Source organism: Lentibacillus sp. CBA3610 (genome assembly GCF_013373365.1).
GTDB lineage: Bacteria > Bacillota > Bacilli > Bacillales > Amphibacillaceae > Lentibacillus.
This window is the reverse complement of sequence record NZ_CP035925.1, coordinates 2393932-2419695: the sequence shown is the minus strand read 5'-3', so window position 1 is coordinate 2419695 and position 25764 is coordinate 2393932. Positions and strand designations below refer to the sequence as shown.

Genomic DNA, 25764 nt, shown 5'->3' with positions numbered 1-25764 from the left:
ATGAAATCTCTTAAAATAGGTTTTTTTTCAATCCTCACAGTAGTTTTGTTTTTTTCGACTGTTAGCAGCGTATCAGCTAAGGGTTCCGACGATGATTTGGCAAATCTATTAATGGTCCCGTTGGATGATCGTCCAGCAAACCTCTATTTTCCCGAAAAAGTGGGTGAGTCGGCCGGGGTTAACATTATAAATCCGCCAGAAGAGATGATTGGCTATTATAATACGCCCGGTAACAGTGAAAGAGTTGGTCAGTGGCTATTGGAGAACAGTGAACGTGCTGATGGTTTTGTGATTTCAACCAGCATGTTGGCGTATGGCGGGCTGATTGCCTCAAGGACTGGTGAGAAATCATTAGATGAGGCTGTGGACAACATAGAAGTAATCAAAGAACTTAAAGAAAAACATCCGGATAAACCGGTATATGTCTATGATACGATTCAGCGGCTTGCTGTTACTGCTATAAGTGAAGAATCAAGGAAGTACTATGATTTGATCAGGGAATGGGCGATTCTTTATGATAAAGTCCATAACTTGGACATGGAAGAGGATCGTGAAAGATTGGAAGAGTTAGAGCAGGTTATTCCGGAAAGCGTGTTGGAGGATTACTTAGCAGCCCGGGAACGCAATCACGAAGTTAACCAACAAATGATTGATTGGGCCGAAGAGGGCTACATCGACCATCTGATCCTTGCCCAGGATGACGCCAACCCATATGGCCTCCATCGTGCGGAACGTGAAATTCTTGCTGATAAGGCGGAATCGCTTGGTGTAGAAGATAAAGTCGCCATATTTCCCGGGGCAGATGAAGTTGATGTTGTACTGGTATCAAGGTTTGCTTCCCAATTCTATCAGGAGTCGCCCAGTTTTTATGTAGAATACGGTGGTATTGATGGTGCAGATTGGGTGGCACCGTTGGAAGATACGCCATTTGATGAAAACGTTCAAAAACATATTGAATCGGCCGGTGGCGTTATCACTGAAGATGAAGGAGAAGCGGATATTCATTTGATGTTAAATACGCCCTCTGAAGAATCAAGTGAACGAGAAGCTGATATCAATGGCATGATTGATCGAATCAGCGGATGGGTTTCCGAGGATAAACAGGTGGCTATCGGCGATGTACTGTCTGTTAATCGTGCTGATGAGCCTTTTGTGGAAGGTCTTGCCGATCAAATAGACTTAAGCAAAATTTGGGCTTATAGCGGATGGAACACGGCTGGTAATGCCTTAGGAATTACGGTTGGTCACGCTGCAGCAAGGGATGCGTTTCTTTCACAGGAATCCGGTTTTGGGGTGCCATATTATAAAGAAACGGCGGAAGCACACTATGAATTTTTACTGCATCGCTTTGCCCTGGATCAAGGATATAAAAATGTTGTGAAACCTGATACCGATGCGTTTATTACTGAAATAGGAGCAAATCCTTGGCAGCTCGGCGATGATTATGATAAAGTAAACCATTTTGTCCGTGACAATCTGAAGGATGAAACAGAAATGTGGTATGAGCAGCATTTCAAAGGAAAGGACGTATACATTGGCAGCCGAGGAAATAAAGATTTTTATACAATGATTGAAAATCTTGAAAACGTCCATGTTGAACTGCCATGGCCGAGAACTTTTGAAACAGAATTGGAACCGGAATTGGGATTATAATGGATGTAGTTACCCCGGCCTTGAATGGGCCGGGGTTTAAGTACTTTCGATAAGGTGCAGGGATTATTGATAAACTATTCTATCAAGACGGTGACATAGTCTTAACTAAAATTAGGTACTATACCATAAGTGGAACTGCGTTAGATTTAATATTAAGTCAATTGGAATTAAAAACTTAATCGTTGAGTGGTTCTAACTAATAGGGGTGTATTATGGACAGTGTCATATGCAAGAAGGATTGACTACAAAGTTTGTTTTTTGGATGACTGAACAGTTGAACAACACTAGAAAACACAAAGAAGCTCAAATGTTGAAAGATCCTTCGTTTTGTCCCTTTCCTTTCCCATCTTATAAATTCAGCCTTTCCTATGTTAGTTCGCGCCAAGGGTGTGCCTCCTTTGACATGGCTTTGCCAAAAACGTTCTATCATATTGTTATCCATAAACTCTATAAATCTGCATTAGATGACAGCAGAGTCCGGCTCGCTTTTATTGTTTGTAAAAAAGCTGATAACGAGTATTCCAATTAAAGAAGTGACTAACCCAAATATAGCATAAGGAATTTCAGTACCAATCATGTGGGCAATTGCTGTGCCTAATACCCCAAGGAATATACTGCCAATAACGCCCTGTTGCGTTAAAAAGCGTGTGTTTTTTAAGGCAAAGCCAAGAAAAATCGGAACTAATAAACCGGAAGCAGAATATGCATAGGTTGCTACAAGCCAATCTAAAGCCCCTGGGAACAATATAGATAAATTAATACCTATAATAAGTACAAGAAATGAGAACATTCTGGATAACTTCAATAATTTTTTCTCGCTTGCTGCAGGATTGATATAGGATTTATATATATCGCGCGTGATATTTGCTACAACAGATTGGACTGCACTACTTATCGTTGACATGATAGACGCTATAATAAATGCTGAATATAGCCCCAAAAACCAGATTGGCAGTTGTGTTAAAAACCATCCAGCAGCCATTTCCTGATTTTCCAAATTAGGATTCATCGAACGGATAGACATTCCCATAATAGATGCCCAAACAACGGATAGTATAATGATAATAGCCGTGATGCCTAATGACCACCTTGCTGTACCAGCGTCTTTAGCTGCAAATATTCTTTGATAGTACATTTGGTTGGTTAAAGTCCCAGGTAAGGTAGATAGTGACCACAATGCAATCGTTACCAACCCCACTGCCCCTAATCCTTCTGGAAAACGAATCATTTCTTGGGGAACATTGCTGGACATGGTGTCCCATCCACCAGCTAGATTAACGGCAAATACAGCACTTGCTACAGCCATAATCACCATCAGACATCCGAATATAAAATCGGTCCATGCTACTGAAGCTAATCCGGCCGGCAGGATAAAAATTAAACTAATACCTGCAAAAATGACTACAAGCAGTGAAGAAGATACACCTGTTATCTCAGAAAACAGGCTTCCAAATGCGACAAGTTGTGTACAAACCCATCCGAATGGAACAACGATTGTCATTAATGTAGCAGATGTCACTAAGATCTTGTGATTTCCATACAACCTAATGAAGATTTCAGGAATTGTAGAGAATTTTTCTACTCTAAGCCATTTCGCAATAATCACTAATATAAAAAGACCGATGCCTATAAAAGCTCCGTACATGATGGCAGACCACCCGGCGCCGTAGCCAATTCCAACTTGAGCTACTAACATCCCGCCGCCCTGTGCACTTGCAAATTGCGTACCTATAACGACATACAAAGGTAACGATCTGCCAGCAACCGTCCAATTCTCTTCACCCTTTTTCCTGCGACCAACATACAGCGATATTGCGCCTATAATTATCAATACCAAGCTGGAAAAAATGATAATTGCTGTAATTTCATCCATAGATATCTCCTCCCTAACAGCTCACTCAAGCTTAGTTCGTTCCTTCTCTATTAAAAGGCCACGGTGGTTCAACAATTACCAATTCTATGAAATGTTAAGTTTTTATATGGTTTTTACCATATTAGGCCTTCATTTTTTCAAACCGTTGAATATCGTAATTTTGAATATCGATGCTCGTTTCCCCATCAAAGATTAATTCCGACATCAAGGTTCCAACGATTGGTGATAATGTAATGCCACTGTGCATAGATGCAATAAATGCATTTTCTAATCCTGGTAAATTTCCAATAATCGGAAGTCCGTCCTCAGGCATTACACGAATTCCGGAAAAACACCGTACCACATTTGCTTTTGCCAGATCGGGGACATACTGAACAGCCATGTTAGCTGTATCATGGATAACATCTAAGTCCGTGCGCCGATCATACCCAACTTCCTCTTTCGAATAGCCTATTAGAATTTCGCCGTTGTTGGCTTGTCGTATCCCGCCAATCGTATGTTTTAGCAGAGGGGCCAATGGTTCAGTCACAAGAATTTGACCACGCACCTGTTTCACGGGAATAGTGATATTAATCATGTTCCCCAGCTCTTTTGTCCATGGACCTCCTGCCAGTATCAGCTGCTTGGCGGCAAATTCACCTTTTTCGGTATGAATGGTAAACGTATCTTTTCGCTTTTGAATATCATGGACTCGGTTATAAAATGAAAATGTTACATCATTTTTTTTGGCTGCTTTTATATACAGTTCAACTAAACGAAAAGGATTAACATTTCCGTCCAATTGACTAAACGTTGCCCCAGCAATGTTTGGTGACAATGCCGGTTCTTTCTCTAATACTTCCTTCCGGCTCAAAACATCGATATTGATGCCTGCTTCGGCCTGTGCTTCAGCTAATTTCAAAGCGTCTTTACGGTCAGATTCCGAGAAAAATGGGGCGATACCGCCTGTTCGCCGATATTCAACATCACCAATTTTTTTCTCAAGAATGGGATATAACTCAGCACTATACATATTTAACTCGCCATACCAGGAAGGTGTTTTAGGATGCACCCATACCCATGCCTGTGTAGAGCCTGAAGTGCCAGCCAGCGGGAAGCCTTTATCAATCACTAATATATCTTTCTGTTTTGTTTCCGATAGATGATAAGCGATACTGCTGCCGACTGCACCGCTTCCAATAATCGCAATATCATAACTATTTTTCACGTATGTCACCACCCTGATTGGAGGCGCTTTCATTAAACACTGAAATAACACTTGAAGAGCTGCTTGGGCTATCATTACTGGCTAAGGTTTCCATCCGGGTGACTTTTAAGGGCATACGTAATCTTGCAGGGGGAATATCCGATAAGGGCTTCCCGGCATAGTCATAGATCAATTGCCTTACCAAATTCATACATACCTTTGCCTGACACGGCCCCATTCCACAACGGGTGAGTCTTTTGATGTCATCAAATGTTTCAGCTCCCATCTTTATGGCTGTTTCGATTTCATCAATGTTAATTTCTTCACAACGACAAACAATAGTTGATTGATCCAATTAATGCTCCTCCTTAACAAATTATTTGGTTAAAGTTCTATCCTTTGATGTGTTAAAATCTTTAATTGCTGCTAATCGTGCATGATAAGTATCCGGCCGTTGGATTCCTTCTATTTGATATAATTGATGCCATAAATCCCGTTTTCTTTCGGCGGCTTCCTCACTTTTCAAAACGCCAAGGGATGCCATCACACTTACGCCTGTCAGTTCGCCTGTAGTTAGAATACCACCTATGCTTGTGATGCCAGCTGCATTCCCTGCCACATAAGTCGATTGGTTACTTGTTTCGAAATGCTTATCATATTCGGGAATCCAGCCGCCAAGGGCTTGGTTATAAACCAATTTACAATCCATAATTTCAAACGGCTCAAGAATGGACATGAGCCCGCCTGCAATGCAAATTAAATCAACGTCAAGGTTAATTTTTTCTCCGTTCCTACCGAGAAATACTTTTTCCACTTTTCCTTTTCCTTGAGCTTCCGTAATTGATGCATTGACATATAGTGGAATACCCAAGTTTTTAAACGCTTCTATTTTTTGACTGTTTTGGAGGCGCATTTGAGAATCGCTTTCCACAATACCATGTACATTCGCACCCACATCTTTTAATTGTTGAACCACATCAAACGCAAATTCATTAGAACCCACAATAATGGCATCTTTCCCTGGCATTACCCGATCACGATTCATTAATATTTGGGCTGCGCCTATTGTCATCACCCCTGGTAATGTCCATCCGGGAAACATAATCGCCTCTTCAGCTGCGCCTGTAGCGATTATGACTTTTTTAGCATTGATAGGAATGACTTCATTTTTATGGCTAACACCAATCGTGCCATCCTTATATTTACCGACAAACGTATGTTGTGGTAAAAAGTCAACATCAAAAGGAAGCAAACGATCAATGAGTTTCCGGCTAAGATTAGTACCTCTTTCTCTGTTGAAGGGGCGGGGCAAATGATCGAAATATTGTGTTTGTGATCTAAGCTGTCCGCCAAATGAAAATGACTCATCAATAATGGTGACGTTCATGCCATTCGAAGCCGGTTCAAATGCAGCATTCAGACCTGCTGGGCCACCTCCGATAATTAACACATCAGTTTCCATCCCGGTCACTCCTTATATCAGGATCAGAGTTATTTAGGCTGATACGCATGTTATCTTCAACTAATGTCATACAAGCTAATACATGATCCAGTCCGTCAATGGTCATGAAGCAATTGCAACACCGTCCATTGGCGCAATATAAGCCCCTTGATTTCTGGAGTTTTCGACTATGCCCGAATTTTTTAATGTCATTTGCCATTAATGCGGCGGCAACTGTTTGCCCTTTATAGGCTTTAAATGACTTCCCATCGAGATGAAATGTAATCTCGTCGTTTACCGTGTCTTCGAGTACAGGATGATTTATAATTTGCACTTGGAACCCTCCTTGATTTATTTTTGAATTTTATAATGAAGATTGGATTATCTGTATGTATATGCACGTCTTATCATTTTAAGACTTGTTTTTAAGGTAACAGTGACGCCCCGAATTTTGTCATTATAGGTCTAATAAAATTATTGTATAGGAGCTGGTGGTTTTTTTATGGATGAGAAAAATTACGTTTGGTCAAAATGGCATTTTCTCTTGTTCTTTTTCTTTATTCAGGGTTTTACTTCTGATAGCTTTCTGAAATAGAAATTCTAATCCTTTTTGGTGTTCAAAAGGCAATTTTAAGGGTCATAAATGCGAACAAAAGTTCTTGACTTTTAACAGAATATAGCGTATCTTATACCTAATCAATGACTGGTAAAAAGGTGTGAGAGATAATGGCTAAAATTGTGTCGAGTATTGTCCTGGAAGGGATTGAAGGGTATCGTGTGGAAGTATAATTACAGCTTTTTCCGGGGGTGGAAGGGGGCAATATTGTTGGTATGCCGTATGCTTTGCTTAAGGAGTAAAAAAATCGTGTGATGGCGGCCTTGTATGCGAATGAGTGTGAAGATCCGGAAAAGAAAATTGTGATTAACTTGTCTCCAGCTGAGCAAAAGAAAATAGTCCGATATTTGATTTTGCGATGGCGATTGGGATTATGAAGGAAGCGGGAGAGATTAAGGATGCCATCCCGGATGATGCTGCTTTTCTGGGTGTTTTATTACTGGGTGGCGGGATAAAACCTGTTGACGGGATGCTTCCAGCGATAGTCGCTGCCCAAAAGTAGGAGTCAAACTTTTGTATTTGCCACCAATGAAGGATACGTCATTTCCGCAAATAGATGATATGGAATTTTGCTTTGTTGAAACACTGCATGACGTTATTGCCTCATTTTCCGGTTAACTTTCTTCGTTTGCGATAACTGCTATGCCCTCTACTGAAACAGCGGATCTCAAGCCAGTAGCTTATGAGAAGTATTTCCAGCATATTATTGGTCACAAACAAGCGAAAAGAGCACTGGAAATTTGCTGCTGCGGGCGGTCATAACGTCTTAATGACGGGCCCACCTGGGTGTGGAAAGGGCTTACTGGCAGAAACCTTTCCTTCGATTCTGCCTCTCCCCGAGTGAAACGAGTCAATTTGATGGCATGAGCATCTATCAGTTGGCTGGTATAACGAATGAAAACGTATAAACACGTGTGACTGTCACTTCTCGAGTTAAAATCACAGTCGCAGGGATAGGCTATGTCGGCTTATCCAATGCCGTCCTGCTTCCTCAGTACAATAAATCCCCTGATAAAATTCGCAAAATTAGAACAATAAATTTCTAATCCATTGAAGTGTTGTTAACGGAGGTGTAAAATTGGATATAAATATACTGAAGAAATCATTGAAAGTAATAAGGAGAATGCGAAAAGATAAGATTATTTGGAAGCCAGGAAAGGGAGAAGGGCACCTGATTAAAAGGAAAGAATTAGGACATATTCCTAATGATTTTACTTTGGACGATTACAATAATCTGATTAAACGTATCGTTAACAATAACTTGAATGAGTTATACTTGTATTATAAGAAATTCTTTGATCAACATTATTTCGCAATTGGTGATGATGAGCGAAATTGGGAAGTTATTGCTGGAGAAGATGGTGTGATGGAAACTGCTTATGAAATAACAGATGCGGCATACGAACACCATTTTAAGAAAGAAGGATATGTTTACCTGGGGGTTATAAAGGAGGTCGAACGTTATGTCAATGACGAAGAAAGTAAATGATTACGGAACGCTTTTAGACAGTCTAAATTTAAGTCCGTTTGAAACATTGAATGCTTTATCTCTTAGGAGTCATTTAGAAAAGGAATTGAACAATATGACAAATCAGGAAAAATTAAAATTGTACCTATATGATCTGTATTTATTGGACAATATCGAGGAATTCAAAAAACATTTAGAACAAGTTTATGATTTTTCTGATTCTGATGAGCCTACTGAACAATGGTGGTGGCATTTGGATAAAGTTATTTCAGGAGAGATCGTGATTAAAGGAAGTTTGTCTGCAGAAAAAAATGTGGCACTCTAATTTTGGGTGCCTGTCAATCCTCACATTATGTCAAATGAAATTAAAGTCATGGTAGCTGCTGGTTTGAATAAAACTGGTGGCTTTAGTCTCTGCAGAAGCGATAGTAGACTCCAATCCTGACGTCAGCTTGTAATGAAGCATTTTTGTCTTGGAGTTCTTCAATTTTGCCTGTTTTTTCTTCTGATTCAGAATTCAAACGGTCAATCTTATTTTTCGATTCACTGAATTCACTTTCATGGTTTTCCAGTTCATCGTCAACTTTTTTCTTGTTTGTGTTGAGTTCTTCCAATTCAAGCTTTAGCGAATCATTAGCTTCCTGTAACTGCTAAACTAAAGTAGACAGTTTTCGCTCAATAAAAATGAACACTTGAGTGAGGCCTTTTTTTCATAAATGTCAGATGCCTGCTCACCCCTACAATCGAAGTGTACCTGGAAAAGGTGGCGTGCCAGTCGAAAAAATAAAAAATATTTTTCATTCTCATGCCCCCAAATGGCAAATTGTTTCGATTGTAGGGGTGAGAGATCGTCTATTAATCTAGGATGAAAATGGAGAAAGGTAACATCACATTCGAGGAGATTTTCAATCAAAACGAGCGGCGGATTTACTATTACATCCATCGGCTGAACATCCAGGATCCGCATCAGGAATTTTATCAGGAAGGTCTGGTTGCGATGTGGAACGCCTATGAGAAATACCGGCCGGAGAAGGGACCAATGGCAACGTATTTCAACTATATCATCCGTAATCGTATGATCGATCTGATGCGGAAGGAAACCTATGGTAAATGGTTTCATACAAGTTATTTTACTCCTGATAAGGTTGAGGAATCTGTTGGTAGTACTATTAATGATTTCTTGAAATAGAAAGAACGTGTATACTGAGTCTGACAGGAAATTTGAAAATGATCTAATAATTGGATGCATTCATTTTTTGGCATCACGACACGATTAGAAAATGGATCCGTCGCCATTTTCGATTCGCATGTCGTTAATCATTGACCGGATCTGTTCCAGAAAGTCTTGTTTTAAATTCAGTGCTTTATCAATTAGCTGCTGTTCTTGTTCTAAAGTTAAGCGACATTCTTCAAACTTGATATCATTCCCTCTTATCCAGCGCAAATATTTAAGCTGATCATCTGAGATATGTAATCCGAAATAAAGAATAAGAATATAGAGATAATCTTTGTTATGCTCATGTTTTAAAGCTTCCAGGTCAATTTTATTAATAATGCTTTCTTTTTGTTGCCGGATGGTTTCTCTATCGATATGTGGCGGTGGATCCAAGTAACGTTGTATAGTTTTTTTGGGTCTCTTCAGGAATGTATTCAAATCGTATAGAGTGTACCGGAAATCACGCATCAGTTTCGTGATGATATCATGCCTGTTATACCAGTTCGTAATATTATTCTTCAACATCCAGTCCAAAGTAAGCAAATAACGTTCATCTTCTGTTAATTGATAAAAAACTTTACAGGGTACTAGTGTGTTAGGGTTATGAACGAGCTGGTATGCATAAAAAGTCGTATAGCCACCTGCCAAAAGATAGTGTCCACTGGATGGATCAAATATCACTTCCGGCAATATGGATGAGGTATTTTCCTCAGAGACTTTCCTACGTTCACGATTCAACTGTGCTGTCGGAATATCTAAACCAACATAGGTTGGTATGATCCATTTAAGACAAATGTATACCAACTCATTTGGACGGGACATTTGGATGTTATTCATAGGCTGTCATTCCTTTCATAAACAACCTATGTCCTGTGACGATTGTCCTATTCCAGTTAGACGTTACCCCCTCATTCCTATAATCGAAAGGAATCTGGAAATAGTAGCATTTTGGGAGGAAATAAAAAATAATTTTTATTTTATAACCCCCAAAAGATAAATGTTTCGATTGTAGTCACACATGCAGCGCAAAAACCAGCGCTGCACCACAGAGAATGAAAATGGTTCGGATTGCCGATACTGGTTCTACGGCTGACGAGGAAGGTCGTATTACTATGGTGCGTTAGAGCCCGTTATTGTAGTCTGACTCCAACGACCACGGTGCACCACCGATTGTCGCTCCCTCTTTTGGGAAGCACGCATGGTAGATTAACCCTATTCTGGTTGTTGCACCAGCCGCCAATCATAATTGCCGTAGAAAGGATGTTTTCTGATGGATGTCATGATTGAACGAGCGTGTGGTTTAGAGGAGGATGTTGTTGATTACGCGCCCGTCACTTTCCAAGTTTTGTTGAAATCTGTCGTTGAGTAGAAAATTTCATCATTACAATCGATTTCCGAAAGAGAGCTATGTGAGCCTTGCATAACACTTTTCTTTCGATTATGTTTGCCTGAACCCAAAGATGACACTTGGAGTTATGTCAAAAGTATGCCGGACTCTGAGATAAAGGGTTACTTTATGTCAATGCAGGATAATATTGAAGTCGGCGCATTCGATTTTGAATTATTGCAACAGGCAAGACTGGAAGCGGAAGAACAATCAGCAAAGGAAGCAAGCGAATAACGCTTCGTTCAAAACAGATTCGGTTTCATAAAATATCTAAAAAAATTTTAAAATACCACATATATGTTGTGTACCTTTTCCCCCTTTGCAAGGATAATATTCTTTGAGAAGGGGGATTGGCATGGACGACAAAAAACTTCTAAAGCATTTTGGCCAGCAAGTCCGGTATTATAGACAACAGCATGATTTCACGATACAGGAATTAGCGGAAGAATTGGGGATCAGCACCAATCGCCTCAGCCGAATTGAACGCGGTGAAAGCGAATCAGGCATCACGAATTTATACCGAATGGCAGCCGTCCTGGATATTCCCAATTATTTCGTTAATGAGATGAAAAAGGTTGTTCAGAGTGAGGATCAATAGTTCTCGTATCAACGGCGTACTTACCTTTCTTGAAGCTCGCTCCCCCAAGCGTGCATGACCCACAAATAAGGCCACAAACACCTTTCCAACCTATCTACCTAAATCCATACAAAGGAGCAAATCACATGGACAACCGAATAGCGTTCGAGAAATTTTTAGGCAAAACAAGCGGCGGAATTCACTATTCAGATCACAAGCTGACATCCGCGATCGCATCAGGAATTTTCTCAGGAAGGCTTAGTCGCAATTGTAGCGGGCCTACGAATCGTACCAGCCGGACAAAGGCCCCATGGCAACCTACTTCAACTATACCTGGACCAGAAACAGAGCAAATTGGAAAAGCAGTAAAACAGGCAGGTGCTTATGTTGTTATAGGTGTGATTGAAAAGGACAGTGAGAGTAGTCAGGGGACGCTTTATTGCACTGCCTTATTCTATGGTCCAAATGGAACAAACGCACCGGTATTCATTAACGTGTTTATGGGAGGATGAAAAACCGGTTGTGACATTCATTATTTCCAATTCCAATCTAAAAGTAAAAAAATTGTTGTTTTACTTACTCTTTTTGTTTATAATAAAAGAAATTGAAATCGAGGGAGAAGTGAAATGGAACTTTTTAAAAAGGAACTATTTGAACATTTGAAGGATAACTACAAATCACTGGATGATAAGTTAAATAATAAAATGACTACTGCTGTAACAGATAAAGAGTACGAAGAGGTACAAAGATTGTTAAACATAACCGAACAAATAAATTCCCTTATTACAGAGACAGATGAATTGAAAGAAAAAACAAAGACACTTTTAAAAGAAATAGAAAACGATCAGGAATCGTATGTGAAAGATTCAGATGAGTTTTACTCAGTTAGTGACCATCAGGATACGAAAAACATTACATGGCAAGAGAAAGAGGGAAATGTTCGGTTCGAAGTAAGAAATGAGAATGAAATGATCACGTCAAATGTGGTGCCAGTTCCTTTATTTAAACAGATTGTTAATCGTGCACTGGGAATAATTGATTCCCATAAGTATGTAAAGATTTCAGATGTCCTGAAAGTATTGGAGAATGAAATAAAAACAGAAAGTAATTATAAAAAAACACCACGTGTTCCAGTTATGGTGGTCTTTAAAATATTAGTTCATGAAAATCTATTAAAGCAATATGCCGAAAAATCACAAAAATATATTTTGAACTCTGATAGAACCCATATTCTGGAATGGCTTGAACAATTAAAAGGCGAAAAAAATAAATAGATCAACAATTGAATTGGGTTATATAAAAGGAGCAAATTATGCAATATATCATTTACTGTGATGAATCTGAAAAACGCGGGAAGTATTTCAGCAATTTTTATGGTGGTGCTCTAGTTAGATCAAATGATTTTCATATTGTAAGAGGTTCATTAGAATTGAAAAAAGAGGAATTGAATCTTTTTAATGAAGTTAAATGGCAGAAGGTAACCGAAAAATATCTGGATAAATATAAACAGTTGATGGATCAATTCTTTTATTATGTGAAAAGGGATAAAATTAAAGTGAGGATAATGTTTACACATAATCGATATGAGATAAATCAACTGTCCTATTATCAGCAGCAAAATGAATATTTTATACTTTATTACCAATTTTTTAAGCATGCATTTGGTCTTATATATTCTAATTCAAATCCGAAGAAGAGAGTCTCTATCTATCCATTTTTTGATCAATTACCGGATACAAAGAAAAAAAACCAAGCGTTTATTAACTTTATTTATAAGTTACAGTTTGATCCCGACTTTCAATTAAATAATATTGTCATTCATAGTAAAGACGACATTGCTGAAGCAGAATCGCATAATCATGTTATTTTGCAATGTATTGATATCGTACTAGGGGCCATGGAATTCAGGTTAAATAATAAACATTTGGCGAAAGCAGATGGATCAAAAAGAAGAGGAAAAAGAACAATAGCAAAAGAAAAGTTGTACAAACATATTTACAGTCATATCAGAGACATTTATCCTAACTTTAACATTGGAGAGTCAACTGGTACAAACGGTGACAAATCAAAAAGATGGAAACACTCATACAGGCACTGGAAATTTATTCCCAGGGAGGCTGTATATAATAAGGCGTACAGACCAAAAAATAAATGAGCCCCCTTTCCTCTACTCAGTAGCCCACGTGGCACGTAGGCCTTCGAGAAAAACAAGCTCATTAGTTATTGTTATATACATAATAATTTTATTTATTCTAAATGTCAAGGGAAAAAGACCTGATTTTTTTGTAGAAGATAGCATGAATACCATCATGGTTGCTATTGTGACTGCTAAACTAAAGTAGCCAGTTTCTGCCAAATAAAAATGAACACTTGAGTGAAGCCCCTTTTTTTTATAAATGTTTATATGCCTCTTCATCCCTACAATCGAAATGAACCTGGAAAAGGCGGCGTTGTCAGCTGAAAAAAACATTTCCATGCCCCAAATGGCAATTTGTTTCGATTGTAGGGGTGAAAGATCATCTATATATCTAATGTTTATGGGGAGTTGAAACATTCGAGGAGAATTTCAAACAAAACGAGTGGCGGATTAATTATTACATCGACCGGCTGAACTGCCACCACAGATTAAGAGGAAGCCATTGTCGAAGTGGATTATGTCCTCATATCAGGCAAACTTCCTGTTGTGCACCGCACCAGACAATATGTTAATTAATCATGGATGAGATGCAAAAGTCATGCTGGATATGAAAGGAAAGAGTAACAAATTATAGAAAATAATATAGTGAAATGGGGAAAGTCAAAAGTGTTCATGATTATTATTTTAAAAGGGAGCGTTTAATATGGACGCACAAAGAGCAGAAGTAATAGCAAGTGGTGTTTTGGAAGTTTTTAATGAACTTCCATGTTATGTTTTAGACAATGGCCAAAGGATTTTCCGATTTTCAAATTTAACAAAAGCATTAAGAGGTAAAGAACATGGTAAGTTTGGAAATTATCTCGCCGCATCAAATATACAGAAGTATCTACCAGAAAGGCTAACACCATTAAATGATAAAAACAATGACAGGGTTCCACAAGGCGCTGTTGAATTTATGCTGAATGGGAAAGTTGAAAAAGGCTACAATTCAGAGGATTTCATGGATGTTTGTACAGCATTTATTGAAGCAAACAACAAGGAAGATTTAAGTAATGCACAGAAAGACATTGTAATTAACGCACAACAATATATTTTAGCCTGTGCAAAAGTTGGAATAACAGCCTTAATTGATGAAGCAACAGGTTACCAGAATTTAAGGGAAGAAAATGCATTGCAGCTAAAACTTAAATTCTTCTTGGCAGATCAATTAAGAGACTGGGAAAAGACGTTTCCTGACGAGTTATGGAGACAATTTGGCAGGTTGACTAATTGGGAGGGGAATATTCATTCTAGGCCAAGGTACTGGGGAAAATTAGTAAATGAATTTATTTACGATTGCATTGATGAAGATCTTGCAAAATATTTACGAGATAATAAGCCTATGATGCCTTCTCATGTTAAATATCATCAATGGTTAAATGAAAATCATGGGGTTAGGGCACTTACAGAACATATATGGCAAATTATAGGCATGGCGAGAAGTTGTAACACGATTTATGAACTAAGAGAATTAGTTGATAAAGAGTTTAAAGGTAAGTCCGGAATTCAGCTAACCTTATTTTAGGATGATGTTGCACCGCTAAACTTAAGTAGATAGTTTCGCTAGAAGGGTGCCTGTTATTTCCCGAATTTTTATTGTATGAATTAATTGTTCATAGCCACCAATCGGTCTCCGGAAAATGTGGATACTCAGTAAGCAAGCTCTAATTTGGATTCACTTAAGATTTACAAGAAGGATTATACATAATTGGCCAACCAAATATCGAAGATGGCTGATGGTATTACGAAAAGGAGTTGCATCTCAATGAAAGACGCACGAAATCTATCCGGAAGATTCGAGTCTGGTTCAAAACCTTGCCGAAACCATTATGCAAAGCCATGAATGCCAGGAAATAGTGGCCCCGCGTTATGGATTGACCATGGTCAAGATGCGGGAATCAGCAAAGAATACATTGTTTTTTTAGGGGGGAAGTGCTTATAACCGAAGCAAAAGTAGAGATTAATCAACAGATTGGTATTGGGGTGTGTCGGGAATGCAGGAGCAATTAGCCAAGCATCTGGCGATTATTGATGCAGCTTATCATGAGCAGGTGGCTTTGTTGAGGCAGGGAGGAGGAGAAGCGTCAAATATTTTTAAACTAAAAGGATATTTGACGCTGAATTCTTATTTTTCTTCTAAATGAGGAGAAACTTCATCAATTCTTGCTTTTAAATCATTTAGTGAATTTAGAAACTCCAATGCTGGTCCGTTTAACCTGTAGGCACTGTCTTTTTCCTCGATGGCATGTTGTATAGAAGTAATTTTAGTTCTTGAATACTAGTAGAACTATAGTTTTTTATATAGAATTAAAAAATTATTAGTATAAAAGTGTCACTTTGTTGCAGGAATTTTGTAGCATTTCATCGAAATATAGTTATAACCAATTATGGATCAAAAGCTTTGCAAGAAATTATTTTACAAACTTCATATAACATGCATAGATTTATTTTTATTTATAAATGTGAGGGGGATTAAGTCATGCTGGAAGTGGTGAAATGGAAAGACATTTATGTTAATTGGAAACTGATTGCTGGTCGTCTTGCTCCAGAACTGTTGGAGCCTGTTCACTTAGAACATATCAAATTTCAATATGAGGATACGAATCACAGTATTTATGGATACGATTGGATATATAAAGATGATTATAAGGAGCGTATCAATGAAGTCACTAAAAATTCCTTTAGTTTTCTATTTTTTGGTGATTCCCTAAATAAAGGAACCTTGCAAACGGCTGATTACCTCATTAAGGCAAAAGATGATTCTGAATTGTTGGCAGCAGTATGGTTATACAGCTTTATCACAGATATATTGAATGATTTACCGGAAAATTTGCGTGGTAATAGTTTTCGCTGGTTAAGGGCTGTTCAACATGGCATTTTGTCCAAATTGAAAGATAAAAATATGTTATGGCATCACTCTATGCGTCGATTATTGCCTGAGTTTTATTTTTCATATGTTCTGGATGACCTTGAAATTAAAGGGTATGACTCTATCATTGAATTAGGCGTTATTAATGCAAAATTGATAAAAAATCATTATGTGATTGTTTTATACAATTCTTATAGGGAAGGTAAATAACCATGAAATGAAGAAACTTTTAGCCATCCGGCCCGAATTGAGGGATTTGTTATGAAGCAGCTAACTTATATTATTTTAAATTTTTTATTGCTACTAATTATTGGAAGAGAAGTATTCATTGACTTTGAGAATATAAAGAACCAAATAACAGAAATGATTATTGCTGCTTTAATTGTTATAGCTATAATGAATTTTCTCTTGTTACTTTCAGAAAAAATCAGTGAAAAAATATATAACTGGCATCTTATAAGAAAAACTAACCAATCTAATATGTTAGATTGGTTAGGAGAAGAACATTGGTTGAATTTGCATGAACGATTGTTAAAAATTAAAAACTTTAATGAAACAGCCCTCATAAAAAACTTTGGTAGTGTGAAGAAGGAGATAAAAAAAGAATTCAATACTAAAGAAAAATTAGAAATGTTGAGAATTTACTTAGAGGGTAGAGTTGAAAGCCCAAAACTAAAAACGATCAACATAGTTACCTATACGATTTTGATAGCAGTAATAACATCATCTATTGTGCCCTTAATAAATGGATTATTAGAATTTAATTCAACAGCTTCATATATATATCTAATTATTCTGGCAATTGTTTGGCTACTACTTCTTGCTTCAATCAGTTCTATCTCTAAAGAAATAGATAAGAATAGGGTTTTATTAAAGTTGGTAATTCACTGTATAGACGAATCGGTTGACTGTAACTCTTTTTCGGATTCAGAGTGAGCTATATAATTTGTGTAAAAAATCATGTTTTTTATCAGAAATCATATTAAGGCTGGTGTAGCATTTTTATTTTGCACCTGTCACTTAAGCCATCCCCTTGCTGCTTCCAGTTCTTCCAGCGGATACTGTTTTATTTCCACACCCGGTATAAGTTTTTCTATTTTTTCGTTAAGGCCTACAAACGTTTCATCTGCGACAATAGCGCTTTTCTTTATGCTTTTCAGATGTGTAACAATTTTCCAGCCTTCCAACATCGCTTTTGGCGTGTTTCCATCAATGTTCTTGAAAATAAACAAAATGTTGACAGGGTCCTCTTGAAGCTTTTTAGTCTTTAAACCCTCCTCAAATTTTTGTAAGTCATCCTGTGTCGCTGTCCCCTCAGTCGTCACCTCTAAAATCTCACCCTGGTTTTCACCTTTTATTTCCAGCATTTATCTCACCCTTTCACTTTAATCTTTGTATGCAGTGTTTCACGCCGAATACGAAATGAAACATGAGGTCCCTATCTCTCGGTCACAGTGACACCCCGAAGTTTGTCGAACGATTGTCAGCAGGGGGGGGACTATTCTTCAATGCATTAACGCATTAACGTGATGGGGGACAGACCCCTGAAAGAATATGTTAATATAGTAGGAAAAAGGTGCGACAGAAAGAGGTGGATTTTTAATGAGTATGGTGATGGATTATATCATTGCCCTTACAAACTTATATGGACTGGTTCACAGGGATAAAGTTGTTGAGATATACAATATGCAAAATGATGAAAACATTGAAGCAGCGGATGTGGATGACAAGGCAAACAATCATGTGGATGAACTGGACCAAAACTTTGTTGAATTCTATGGGGGCTATTTTGTACATGAGGCGATTATGGAATTTGATGAATTTGAGCAGGAATTGGCAAAACGTCGGAATAAGCCATTCTACATTCCGAATCAAAAAGAACTGTTGAAATACAAAGATGATTTGTATTTTGAACGGACGAAGGAATATCATGCATTGAAAAAATATGTGCAACAGCATTTTTTCGATGGGGATGCGTACCAAGCGGAAGAGCTGTGTGCAGAAATTCATGATGTATGTGAACTTGGTTTTTCTTTGGATAATGTTTTCCAGGCATTTGAAAGGCAGGGCATTGTATTTGAAGGTGAGAAGCAAGTTCAGGAAGTGATGCAACTTGTCATGGATCTTTCCAATAACGTCCGGTTGTGGGAGAATAACGGTTTTACACCGCATGAATTGCACAGTCGAACAGAACAGCCGATGCTGAAGCCGCTACCCGATGAGCCATATCATATGATGGACAAGTCGGGAATGACCCGGAAAACCACCACTGCAACAAATCAAGACGGGAAAACTGTTGTGAACAAAAAGATCGGCAGGAATGACCCATGTCCATGCGGGAGCGGGAAAAAATATAAGAAATGCTGTGGGGCGTAGGGGGGATATAGGTCACAGTGACGCCCCGAAATTTGTTGAACGATTGGCATAAAGGGGGTCTGTCCCTCATCGCATTAACGCTTTAACGTGATGGAGGACTGTCCCCCCTGCATTGAATTAGGTGGAGAGGTTCACTCAATAGCGGTCTTTTACCCCATCAAAGCTTTTTAATACCAAATAAAGCATCATACAATGCTCAAAATTCTTTGTATCAATTGATGTGCTCGACTCAATCTTTTTCAGTCTGTAAATCAGGGTGTTTCGGTGAATAAAAAGTTCTTTAGCTGCCTGACTGATATTCATCATATTTTTGCAATAAACCATAAAGTTTTGCCTGAGTTCGGGGAAATCTTTATCTTCAATAAGTGAGCGCAATCGAAATAAGATTTTATCCCGAAAATCGTCGTCAACTTGAAAGGGGAGCAATTCCTTCAATAAGTTCCAGTTATGGAATGTATAGATGTGCGGTGATATCCCAAGCTGTTTCCCACGTTTGATCAAGCTTTCGGCTTCGTGATATGAATTTGGCTCATATCCTCAATGGTGTAGCATAAATGGCCTGCAGCAGCAGATACATTCGTAATTGATAGGTTTTCAAACATTCGGTTAAAGCGTGACTTTGACTGGTAAATTGATCTAATGCTGCCATATAATGATTTTCCGATTCAACCGGTTTCAGTAAAATAATTTTTTCCGTATTCAAAATGTGGCAAATGACATCCTGGGAACTCTCAATAGGCTTTTGCGTGCAAGCCAAATAAGCGATTTTCAGCTGGTTAACGGGGAATTTTATTTTGGATGCTGCTGAATAACGAATCACCGATATCAACGACAATACAAAAACGTTTTGTATGATGTGAGATGGCAAGCATTTTACAATATTGCTCAACTCTTACCTGATTGGTTGTTTCGTTTAAAAGAATATACTGGGCAAATGTTTCAAGTGTTTTCGTTTCGAGCTCCTCTATTTGTCGGTCAAACGTTTCGTGCCACATCATTTCAACGTATTTTACAACGAGTTGTGCATATGGTTCGACCTTTTCCGGAGGGCCAATAATCCCGAGTACACCAATCGTCGAAGAATCGAATTTTAATGGTGCTGCAACACCGGGGAGTACGTTTGGCTGAGTCTTTATTTTCTCATCGTCAAACAGTAAAAATGTATTTTTCCGGGATTCACTCTTTTGATGGTTCATGCAGTGTGCCCATTTCGTCAGGGGGATGGATGAACCAATGATATAGCCTTGTTCATCACTTAAACTGATATCAAACGGCAATATTATTGAAACCGCTTTCACTACTTTTTGTGCAATTTGCACGAACCCCTCGATTGTTATCACACCCTTATTTAAATCGTCTTATGAATTATATCACAATTTCCATAATTATGATAAGCTGCTATAAATCTTATGCATTTTAACCATTAGCAATGTGGTGCGCTATACGTTATAAGTAGATATAATATTATGAATTAATTTATTCTGATATCTGGGGTGATGATGCAAAAAAGACGGATATTATTATTGTCGGTGGCGGTGTGATCGGTTCCAGTATTGCCTTTAATTTACTGAATGACGGGTATGATGGTGATATTACGATATTTGAAAAAGACAAAATATATGAATATGCTTCAACTCCGAGAAGTGCCGGGGGGTTAAGGCAGTTATTCACGACGGATATCAATATTCAAATAAGCCGGTATGGATTGCAAAAATATAAAACTTTTGCGGAAGATATGGCAATTGGAACGGAAAAAGCCGAAATTGACTTTAAACAGCGTGGTTATCTCTTTCTTGCTAAAGGCGAGAATATCGAACAGCTGCAAAAACAGCTCCAATTGCAACAAAAACATGGCGTACCGTCTGAAATGATGGCAAAAGAAGAATTGCTGTCAATTATTCCGGAATTAAATGTTGATGATTTACAGGGCGGGCTTTACTGCGGTGAGGATGGCTATTTAGATCCGTACTCGGTTATGCAGGGCTATGCCAGGAAAGTAAAGCAGCTTGGTGGTCAATACATTTATGGAGAAGTTGAAACGATCCTGACAGAGAGAGGAAAAGCAACAGGTGTTCAGCTTGAGAATGGGGATATATACATGGCTCCGATTGTTATCAACTGCGCGGGTCCATGGGCGTCCGAATTAAGTGAGAAAATTGGTCTTACACTCCCAATCGTCCCGTTAAAACGTCAAATTATACAGTTTGATATTGCTGAGCCACTGGAAAAATACTTGCCGCTCACCATTGACCCAACAGGTGTGTATTTCAGACATGAAGGAAATTCGCTCATAACCGGTTTTTCCGAAAAAGTGAGGCCCGGTATTGATTTCAGGTGGAAACGTTCGCTTTTTGAAGAACAGCTATGGCCGATATTAGCCGAACGGATTCCGAACTTTGAGCGTGCCAAAATCAGTAACGGCTGGGCTGGCATATACAGCCATAATACAAAAGATCAAAATGCCATCATCGGCGAGCATCCGCAATTAGAAGGATACTACATGGCGTGCGGTTTCAGCGGGCATGGTATGCAGCAGGCACCTGCAGTTGGAAAAGGGTTGTCAGAAATGATCCGAAAAGGCCGCTATGAGACATTGGATTTAAGTCCGCTGCATTTTGAACGTTTTGCTAATAATGAATTGATTGTTGAAGGAGCCGTTGTATAAAAGCTTAATGTAGGTGATAGTTGATATCCAATCGACTTATTTAACTTTATTATAAGGCCGACAGAAAGGGGAGCTGTATGAAAAGTCCTGATGAGAAACAAGGGAGAGAGAGTTGGGGCAGTAGGTTAGGATTTATTATGGCTGCTTCCGGTTTTGCTATTGGATTGGGCAATATTTGGCGATTTCCCTATGTTGCCGGAGAAAATGGAGGGGGAGCATTCCTTCTGATCTATATCATGATTGTCATTGTTATAGGGTTGCCTTTGTTTTTAGCTGAGGCTGGATTAGGGAGAAAAGCTCAATCAGCCGCAATTACAGGATTAAGGAAATTGAACGGAAAAGGAAATCCGTGGGTCTCAATTGGCTGGCTTGGGACAATTACCGCCCTATTAGTGACGTCCTATTATCTCATGATTATGGGCTGGCTATTTGCTTATTTTTTCAAAGTGGGTATTGGTTCATTTCAAGGTATATCATCCGATCAAGCTGCAGTTATCTATGAAGATTTCATTTCAAATCCAGTCGCCGTCATCGGCTATACGATTATCCCGACATTGATACTCGGGTTCATTGTGGCAAAGGGGGTTAAAAGCGGCATTGAAAAATTTGTGAAGATGGTCATGCCGCTGTTTATTGTCATGTTGATCATTTTGGCTGTATTTTCGCTTTCATTGCCGGGATCATTTGAAGGCGTCGTATGGTATTTAAAACCTGATTTCTCACAAATCACCGGTGGGACCATTTTAGCTGCACTTGGGCAGGCATTCTTTTCAATTGGTATTGGATTTGCGGCTGCCTTCACATATGGAAGTTACTTGAAACCCAAAAAATCAAATTTGGCGGAAGATGGCGTTTGGGTCATTTCATTGGATACGTTCATAGCATTTTTATCAGGGTTAGTTATTTTTCCTGCTCTATTCGCTTTCCAAATGGAGCCGAATTCAGGTCCCGGATTGATTTTCATGACATTGCCGTCTTTGATTGAGCAAATGCCTTTGGGGTATCTTTTTGGTTTACTGTTTTTCTTTCTGATTATAATTGGTGCGCTTACAACAGGTGTTGGCTTAATCGAAACCCTGGCAGTCAATACTGCTGAATTATTAGATATAAGCAGAAAAACAAGTGTTTGGCTCATCATCGGTGCAACATTTATATTGGCCATTCCTTCAATATTGTCACAGGGTCCATGGTCTCACGTTCAAATCTTTGGCATGGACATTTTTGGATTCGTTGATTACTTTTCGGGTAATATTCTATTAACTTTAGGTGGCCTGTTACTCGCTTTATATGTGGTGTTTCAATGGAAAGTCAGGAATTTTATTGATGACATCAATTTTGGAACCGGCTCCATAAGACTTCCCGAAGCCTTAAAACCAATCGTGACCTATGTTATTCCGTTAGTGATTGCTGCCATTATGGTAAGCGGGCTCCTTTAAATGAACAAGATAATTTAACACCTGATGTTCAGGCGTTAACATTTATAAACTATGAATTTTAAAAAAATAATGATAACGGGATAGTAACGTAAGCCGGTAAAGTGTTAATATACGGCTAATAGTCTATTCAAGACGGAGGTTGATAGAATGCTTTATTTAAGCGAACAGAACATTAAAGAAGCTGTGACCATGAAGGATGTGATTGATGCGATTGACGAAACGTACCGTGTTTATGAATCGGGTCAATTTCAGATGCCACAACGCATGCATTTAAAAGAAGAAGCCAACACCCTTTTGTTAATGCCAAGTATTACGGAAGATGCCATCGGAACTAAACTCGTAACCATCTTCCCGAACAATCAGAAGCTTCCAACCTTGCATGGGCTGGTTGTTTTGAACAGTAGTGAAACAGGGGAAATTAAAGGCATTTTAAATGGGGCATTTTTGACAGGCATGCGAACAGGTGCTATTGGCGGGTCCGGCGTACGTCATCTGGCGAAAAAAGACGCAAAATCTACAGCTATTGTTGGTACAGGTGTTCAAGGCCTTTATCAGGCGATCGCGGCATGTACGGAGAGACCAATCGAAACGGTTAATCTTTTTAATCGTTCACCGGAAAAAATTCCTGCATTTAAGGAATCACTGCAAAAATGGGTCGGATCAGAGGTTGCTATGAAATCGCATGATTCTGTTGAAGAAGCGATTAAGGATGTGGATATTATCATCACGACCACAACATCAAATGAACCGGTTCTTCCGGACAATCCTGACATTTTGAAGAACAAACTGGTTATCGGTGTCGGATCGTTCCAGCCTACCATGCGAGAATTCCCTGAATCCCTGTTCAAAGTGGCAGATAAAGTGATGGTTGATACAGAACATGCTATTAAGGAATCGGGTGATATCGCCACACCAATTGAAAAAGGCTGGATTGATCGTGACTCCATTTTGACCGTGTCAGAACTCGTATCAAACAATAAACAAGTAAATATTCAAGAGGGCGGGACAATTGTCTTAAAGTCTACAGGCATGGGGTTATTTGACGTTGTCGTCGCCAATTTGATGTATCAGAAGGCACAAGCAAAAGAAGTTGGTACAAACCTGTCCATGTAGACGGGATGATCAAAAATGTAAAAAAGGGGTTTTTACATGAAGTCCAGATCAAGGTTTACAGATCCAGTAGCTATTTTAAGATGGCATATTTTCTTAGTTTAACATACCTGTCACTCCCCGGTTCCCATCTGCTAATTGGTAAATTAAACGAACAAATGTTCTTGACTTTTAATAGATTATAGCGTATCTTATACTTAATCAATGACTGATAATAAGGTATGAGATGATTGCTTTGTTTATTAATCTGGATCAAATCAAAGCAAGGGTTGACGAATTGGGGAACGCATTGTGGGGGTTATCGATATTATGTATAGTTGTGATAAATGGCTGTTTTGCTTTTATGAAAGTTCCGTTGACATTCCCCCCTAAATTATTGCCCGGGAAATAAAAATGTGAAATGTTGTCGAGTGTTGAGGTCAGTTGCTCGACATCATTTTGGGCTTATGTTTGGATTAAGTGAGAAAGATTTTATTCGAGCGTGAATTTCCCGTTGAAGTGTTTTGCAATTGAATTATAGCCAAAGTTTAGGAGGGTGGATCATGTTCATACGATGCACGAAAAAAATGCTCGACCATCTTAAGGTGAAGCCCGATTCGGTGACGGAACAAACGGAAGTAAGCTCATCTTTTTCCTGGCATGCCAATGTGGTTCGAATAAATCGGAGGCAATCGGTTGTTTTAATGCATGATAAAAGCCAATATGTGATCATATTGTATGGCGTGCGGGCAAAAGAATTTTCCCGAATGAATTCACTGATTGAGAAGGCTATCCGAATAGTATGGCGTGAGGAAGGCATTAAGGAAAGTGTGATTGATGCTTATCTTGCTCGGGCAGGAGAGGTGCAATTCACCAAAACTAAAAACCGCAGCCTGATTGCCAGGTTGAATCAAGCTTGCCGCAGCATCCTGTTTTTTGAGGATGAGCTGAACGGGGAACAATTGATCCAGCCGGAGTTGAGTTTACGTATAAGCCGTCTGTTGGTCGGTGTGGAAAAAGGTGATTATGCCGAGCCGAATGAGATGTTATATGACGACTTGAAACAGCTGTCAGGTGAGGAAATTTTCAGTGTGAGAGCAGTGGAATTGAATGTCCGGCTGATGCTGGAAGAGAAAAATGTTTGGCGCCGGTTAATTGTGCCTTTGGACCGGACTTTTCCGCAATTGCATAATATATTACAGACGGCTATTGGCTGGCGGGATTATCATCTGCATGAATTTTTTGTGTTTGATGATCACGGAACAGACGATGCCCTGTCCAACAATCATCCAGGTTTGATGGCTGATGACACGAAGGCGATTGTCAATCTCGTCGACAATGAAGAGGCGTTTGACTATCCTGATGAGATCCCGAGGAAACTGGAAACTGGCATCAAACTGACAGATTACCTTCCTGAAGCCAAACAGTTAGCGTATGTATACGATTTAGGCGATGATTGGCGCCATTGGATTGAAGTGACGGATGTGATTGAAAATTACGCTTCCAACCATCCTGTCTGCCTGGATGGAGAAGGCGACGCACCACCGGAGGACGTCGGCGGCGAGGGAGGATATCTGGAATTCCTGGAGATCATAGACGACCCGAATCACCCGGAGCATGACGATATGAAGCAATGGGCTCGAAGTCAGTTGTATACATCATTTAACTTAAAGAAAGTAAACCACATTTTAAAAACACGATGACGCGTTGCTTTAAGGCCGGATATCATGGCAGGG

The 25764-nt window shown here is 39.0% G+C and carries 30 protein-coding genes; 19 read left to right on the top strand and 11 right to left on the bottom strand.

What is annotated here, in order from left to right; translation table 11 throughout:
• Positions 1-1653, top strand: a complete 1653-nt coding sequence (locus Len3610_RS11995) for a DUF4127 family protein (protein ID WP_176448159.1) — start codon at positions 1-3, stop codon at positions 1651-1653.
• A 460-nt stretch (positions 1654-2113) separates the two neighbouring features.
• On the opposite strand, the gene Len3610_RS11990 is transcribed toward Len3610_RS11995, so the two are convergent.
• From Len3610_RS11990 to Len3610_RS11970, 5 genes are all read right to left on the bottom strand, one after another.
• Positions 2114-3526: a sodium:solute symporter family protein gene (locus Len3610_RS11990; RefSeq protein ID WP_176448158.1), complete on the bottom strand. Its 1413-nt coding sequence runs from the start codon at positions 3524-3526 to the stop codon at positions 2114-2116.
• Positions 3527-3647: 121 nt separating this feature from the next.
• Positions 3648-4733: an NAD(P)/FAD-dependent oxidoreductase gene (locus Len3610_RS11985; RefSeq protein ID WP_176448157.1), complete on the bottom strand. Its 1086-nt coding sequence runs from the start codon at positions 4731-4733 to the stop codon at positions 3648-3650.
• Positions 4723-5067, bottom strand: a complete 345-nt coding sequence (locus tag Len3610_RS11980; RefSeq protein WP_176448156.1) for a (2Fe-2S)-binding protein — start codon at positions 5065-5067, stop codon at positions 4723-4725. Before Len3610_RS11980 ends, Len3610_RS11985 begins: the two co-directional genes overlap by 11 nt.
• A gap of 21 nt (positions 5068-5088) precedes the next feature.
• On the bottom strand, positions 5089-6174 hold the full coding sequence (locus Len3610_RS11975) for an NAD(P)/FAD-dependent oxidoreductase (RefSeq protein ID WP_176448155.1): 1086 nt from the start codon (positions 6172-6174) through the stop codon (positions 5089-5091).
• Entirely contained in the window at positions 6164-6487 is a 324-nt protein-coding gene (locus Len3610_RS11970) for a (2Fe-2S)-binding protein (RefSeq protein WP_176448154.1), read from the bottom strand. The genes Len3610_RS11975 and Len3610_RS11970 overlap by 11 nt, the downstream gene beginning before the upstream one ends.
• A gap of 655 nt (positions 6488-7142) precedes the next feature.
• Here Len3610_RS11970 and Len3610_RS11965 point away from each other — a divergent pair.
• The 4 genes from Len3610_RS11965 (at position 7143) to Len3610_RS11950 (ending at position 8562) form a co-directional block, all read left to right on the top strand.
• Complete coding sequence (locus tag Len3610_RS11965; RefSeq protein WP_176448153.1) at positions 7143-7271, top strand: hypothetical protein; 129 nt, start codon at positions 7143-7145, stop codon at positions 7269-7271.
• 180 nt (positions 7272-7451) lie between these two features.
• Positions 7452-7613, top strand: a complete 162-nt coding sequence (locus Len3610_RS21830; RefSeq protein WP_176448152.1) for an ATP-binding protein — start codon at positions 7452-7454, stop codon at positions 7611-7613.
• A 234-nt stretch (positions 7614-7847) separates the two neighbouring features.
• Positions 7848-8258, top strand: coding sequence for a hypothetical protein (locus Len3610_RS11955; protein ID WP_176448151.1), 411 nt, complete (start codon positions 7848-7850; stop codon positions 8256-8258).
• Positions 8233-8562 carry a hypothetical protein gene (locus Len3610_RS11950; RefSeq protein WP_176448150.1) on the top strand — a complete coding sequence of 110 codons (330 nt, stop codon included), beginning with the start codon at positions 8233-8235 and terminating at the stop codon, positions 8560-8562. Before Len3610_RS11955 ends, Len3610_RS11950 begins: the two co-directional genes overlap by 26 nt.
• A gap of 82 nt (positions 8563-8644) precedes the next feature.
• Here Len3610_RS11950 and Len3610_RS11945 read toward each other — a convergent pair whose 3' ends face one another.
• Positions 8645-8851 carry a hypothetical protein gene (locus Len3610_RS11945; protein WP_176448149.1) on the bottom strand — a complete coding sequence of 69 codons (207 nt, stop codon included), beginning with the start codon at positions 8849-8851 and terminating at the stop codon, positions 8645-8647.
• 257 nt (positions 8852-9108) lie between these two features.
• On the opposite strand from Len3610_RS11945, the gene Len3610_RS11940 reads away from it, so the two are divergent.
• On the top strand, positions 9109-9426 hold the full coding sequence (locus tag Len3610_RS11940; RefSeq protein ID WP_176448148.1) for a sigma-70 family RNA polymerase sigma factor: 318 nt from the start codon (positions 9109-9111) through the stop codon (positions 9424-9426).
• An 84-nt stretch (positions 9427-9510) separates the two neighbouring features.
• On the opposite strand, the gene Len3610_RS11935 is transcribed toward Len3610_RS11940, so the two are convergent.
• Entirely contained in the window at positions 9511-10290 is a 780-nt protein-coding gene (locus Len3610_RS11935; RefSeq protein ID WP_176448147.1) for a hypothetical protein, read from the bottom strand.
• A gap of 905 nt (positions 10291-11195) precedes the next feature.
• Between Len3610_RS11935 and Len3610_RS11930 the strand changes: the two genes are divergently transcribed.
• The 8 genes from Len3610_RS11930 (at position 11196) to Len3610_RS11895 (ending at position 17398) form a co-directional block, all read left to right on the top strand.
• Positions 11196-11438 carry a helix-turn-helix domain-containing protein gene (locus Len3610_RS11930; protein WP_176448146.1) on the top strand — a complete coding sequence of 81 codons (243 nt, stop codon included), beginning with the start codon at positions 11196-11198 and terminating at the stop codon, positions 11436-11438.
• Positions 11439-11563: 125 nt separating this feature from the next.
• Complete coding sequence (locus Len3610_RS21000; protein WP_255259589.1) at positions 11564-11929, top strand: nitrilase-related carbon-nitrogen hydrolase; 366 nt, start codon at positions 11564-11566, stop codon at positions 11927-11929.
• A 114-nt stretch (positions 11930-12043) separates the two neighbouring features.
• Positions 12044-12691, top strand: a complete 648-nt coding sequence (locus Len3610_RS11920; RefSeq protein ID WP_176448145.1) for a hypothetical protein — start codon at positions 12044-12046, stop codon at positions 12689-12691.
• A 38-nt stretch (positions 12692-12729) separates the two neighbouring features.
• Complete coding sequence (locus Len3610_RS11915; protein ID WP_176448144.1) at positions 12730-13572, top strand: DUF3800 domain-containing protein; 843 nt, start codon at positions 12730-12732, stop codon at positions 13570-13572.
• Positions 13573-14257: 685 nt separating this feature from the next.
• Positions 14258-15118, top strand: coding sequence for a P63C domain-containing protein (locus Len3610_RS11910; RefSeq protein ID WP_176448143.1), 861 nt, complete (start codon positions 14258-14260; stop codon positions 15116-15118).
• Positions 15119-15587: 469 nt separating this feature from the next.
• Positions 15588-15737, top strand: a complete 150-nt coding sequence (locus Len3610_RS11905) for a hypothetical protein (protein WP_176448142.1) — start codon at positions 15588-15590, stop codon at positions 15735-15737.
• Positions 15738-16072: 335 nt separating this feature from the next.
• Positions 16073-16672 carry a hypothetical protein gene (locus Len3610_RS11900; RefSeq protein ID WP_176448141.1) on the top strand — a complete coding sequence of 200 codons (600 nt, stop codon included), beginning with the start codon at positions 16073-16075 and terminating at the stop codon, positions 16670-16672.
• 51 nt (positions 16673-16723) lie between these two features.
• Positions 16724-17398, top strand: a complete 675-nt coding sequence (locus Len3610_RS11895) for a hypothetical protein (protein ID WP_176448140.1) — start codon at positions 16724-16726, stop codon at positions 17396-17398.
• Positions 17399-17478: 80 nt separating this feature from the next.
• Here the strand turns inward: Len3610_RS11895 and Len3610_RS11890 are convergent, their stop codons facing one another.
• Complete coding sequence (locus Len3610_RS11890; RefSeq protein ID WP_176448139.1) at positions 17479-17829, bottom strand: SpoIIAA family protein; 351 nt, start codon at positions 17827-17829, stop codon at positions 17479-17481.
• A 235-nt stretch (positions 17830-18064) separates the two neighbouring features.
• Between Len3610_RS11890 and Len3610_RS11885 the strand changes: the two genes are divergently transcribed.
• Positions 18065-18838, top strand: coding sequence for a YecA family protein (locus Len3610_RS11885; protein WP_255259588.1), 774 nt, complete (start codon positions 18065-18067; stop codon positions 18836-18838).
• A gap of 135 nt (positions 18839-18973) precedes the next feature.
• Here the strand turns inward: Len3610_RS11885 and Len3610_RS11880 are convergent, their stop codons facing one another.
• From Len3610_RS11880 to Len3610_RS11870, 3 genes are all read right to left on the bottom strand, one after another.
• Positions 18974-19339 carry a PucR family transcriptional regulator gene (locus Len3610_RS11880; RefSeq protein WP_176448138.1) on the bottom strand — a complete coding sequence of 122 codons (366 nt, stop codon included), beginning with the start codon at positions 19337-19339 and terminating at the stop codon, positions 18974-18976.
• Positions 19340-19367: 28 nt separating this feature from the next.
• The gene (locus Len3610_RS11875) at positions 19368-19541 is read right to left on the bottom strand and encodes a hypothetical protein (RefSeq protein ID WP_176448137.1); all 174 of its coding nucleotides are present in this window, start codon (positions 19539-19541) and stop codon (positions 19368-19370) included.
• Positions 19542-19614: 73 nt separating this feature from the next.
• Entirely contained in the window at positions 19615-20157 is a 543-nt protein-coding gene (locus Len3610_RS11870; protein ID WP_176448136.1) for a sugar diacid recognition domain-containing protein, read from the bottom strand.
• A 167-nt stretch (positions 20158-20324) separates the two neighbouring features.
• Between Len3610_RS11870 and Len3610_RS11865 the strand changes: the two genes are divergently transcribed.
• The 4 genes from Len3610_RS11865 to Len3610_RS11850 all read left to right on the top strand — a co-directional run bounded on the left by Len3610_RS11865 (position 20325) and on the right by Len3610_RS11850 (position 25731).
• A complete protein-coding gene (locus Len3610_RS11865) occupies positions 20325-21503 on the top strand; it encodes an NAD(P)/FAD-dependent oxidoreductase (protein ID WP_176449647.1) in 1179 nt (392 codons plus the stop codon).
• Positions 21504-21580: 77 nt separating this feature from the next.
• Positions 21581-22939 (top strand): sodium-dependent transporter, encoded by a 1359-nt coding sequence (locus Len3610_RS11860; RefSeq protein ID WP_176448135.1) that lies wholly within the window; start codon positions 21581-21583, stop codon positions 22937-22939.
• 147 nt (positions 22940-23086) lie between these two features.
• Positions 23087-24052 (top strand): ornithine cyclodeaminase family protein, encoded by a 966-nt coding sequence (locus Len3610_RS11855; protein WP_176448134.1) that lies wholly within the window; start codon positions 23087-23089, stop codon positions 24050-24052.
• Positions 24053-24591: 539 nt separating this feature from the next.
• Positions 24592-25731: a plasmid pRiA4b ORF-3 family protein gene (locus Len3610_RS11850; protein ID WP_176448133.1), complete on the top strand. Its 1140-nt coding sequence runs from the start codon at positions 24592-24594 to the stop codon at positions 25729-25731.
• The last annotated feature ends 33 nt before the right edge of the window (positions 25732-25764 follow it).

Bases quoted from the DNA above. Each gene is read 5' to 3' on its own strand.
- Len3610_RS11855 (WP_176448134.1), top strand. From the start codon at position 23,087: ATGCTTTATTTAAGCGAACAGAACATTAAAGAAGCTGTGACCATGAAG.
- Len3610_RS11990 (WP_176448158.1), bottom strand. From the start codon at position 3,526: ATGGATGAAATTACAGCAATTATCATTTTTTCCAGCTTGGTATTGATA.
- Len3610_RS11975 (WP_176448155.1), bottom strand. From the start codon at position 6,174: ATGGAAACTGATGTGTTAATTATCGGAGGTGGCCCAGCAGGTCTGAAT.
- Len3610_RS11885 (WP_255259588.1), top strand. From the start codon at position 18,065: ATGAGTATGGTGATGGATTATATCATTGCCCTTACAAACTTATATGGA.
- Len3610_RS11895 (WP_176448140.1), top strand. From the start codon at position 16,724: ATGAAGCAGCTAACTTATATTATTTTAAATTTTTTATTGCTACTAATT.
- Len3610_RS11860 (WP_176448135.1), top strand. From the start codon at position 21,581: ATGAAAAGTCCTGATGAGAAACAAGGGAGAGAGAGTTGGGGCAGTAGG.
- Len3610_RS11910 (WP_176448143.1), top strand. From the start codon at position 14,258: ATGGACGCACAAAGAGCAGAAGTAATAGCAAGTGGTGTTTTGGAAGTT.
- Len3610_RS11905 (WP_176448142.1), top strand. From the start codon at position 15,588: ATGCAGGAGCAATTAGCCAAGCATCTGGCGATTATTGATGCAGCTTAT.
- Len3610_RS11935 (WP_176448147.1), bottom strand. From the start codon at position 10,290: ATGAATAACATCCAAATGTCCCGTCCAAATGAGTTGGTATACATTTGT.
- Len3610_RS11965 (WP_176448153.1), top strand. From the start codon at position 7,143: ATGAAGGAAGCGGGAGAGATTAAGGATGCCATCCCGGATGATGCTGCT.
- Len3610_RS11915 (WP_176448144.1), top strand. From the start codon at position 12,730: ATGCAATATATCATTTACTGTGATGAATCTGAAAAACGCGGGAAGTAT.
- Len3610_RS21830 (WP_176448152.1), top strand. From the start codon at position 7,452: ATGAGAAGTATTTCCAGCATATTATTGGTCACAAACAAGCGAAAAGAG.
- Len3610_RS11930 (WP_176448146.1), top strand. From the start codon at position 11,196: ATGGACGACAAAAAACTTCTAAAGCATTTTGGCCAGCAAGTCCGGTAT.
- Len3610_RS11890 (WP_176448139.1), bottom strand. From the start codon at position 17,829: ATGCTGGAAATAAAAGGTGAAAACCAGGGTGAGATTTTAGAGGTGACG.
- Len3610_RS11995 (WP_176448159.1), top strand. From the start codon at position 1: ATGAAATCTCTTAAAATAGGTTTTTTTTCAATCCTCACAGTAGTTTTG.
- Len3610_RS11900 (WP_176448141.1), top strand. From the start codon at position 16,073: ATGCTGGAAGTGGTGAAATGGAAAGACATTTATGTTAATTGGAAACTG.
- Len3610_RS21000 (WP_255259589.1), top strand. From the start codon at position 11,564: ATGGACAACCGAATAGCGTTCGAGAAATTTTTAGGCAAAACAAGCGGC.
- Len3610_RS11940 (WP_176448148.1), top strand. From the start codon at position 9,109: ATGGAGAAAGGTAACATCACATTCGAGGAGATTTTCAATCAAAACGAG.
- Len3610_RS11920 (WP_176448145.1), top strand. From the start codon at position 12,044: ATGGAACTTTTTAAAAAGGAACTATTTGAACATTTGAAGGATAACTAC.
- Len3610_RS11850 (WP_176448133.1), top strand. From the start codon at position 24,592: ATGTTCATACGATGCACGAAAAAAATGCTCGACCATCTTAAGGTGAAG.
- Len3610_RS11950 (WP_176448150.1), top strand. From the start codon at position 8,233: ATGTCAATGACGAAGAAAGTAAATGATTACGGAACGCTTTTAGACAGT.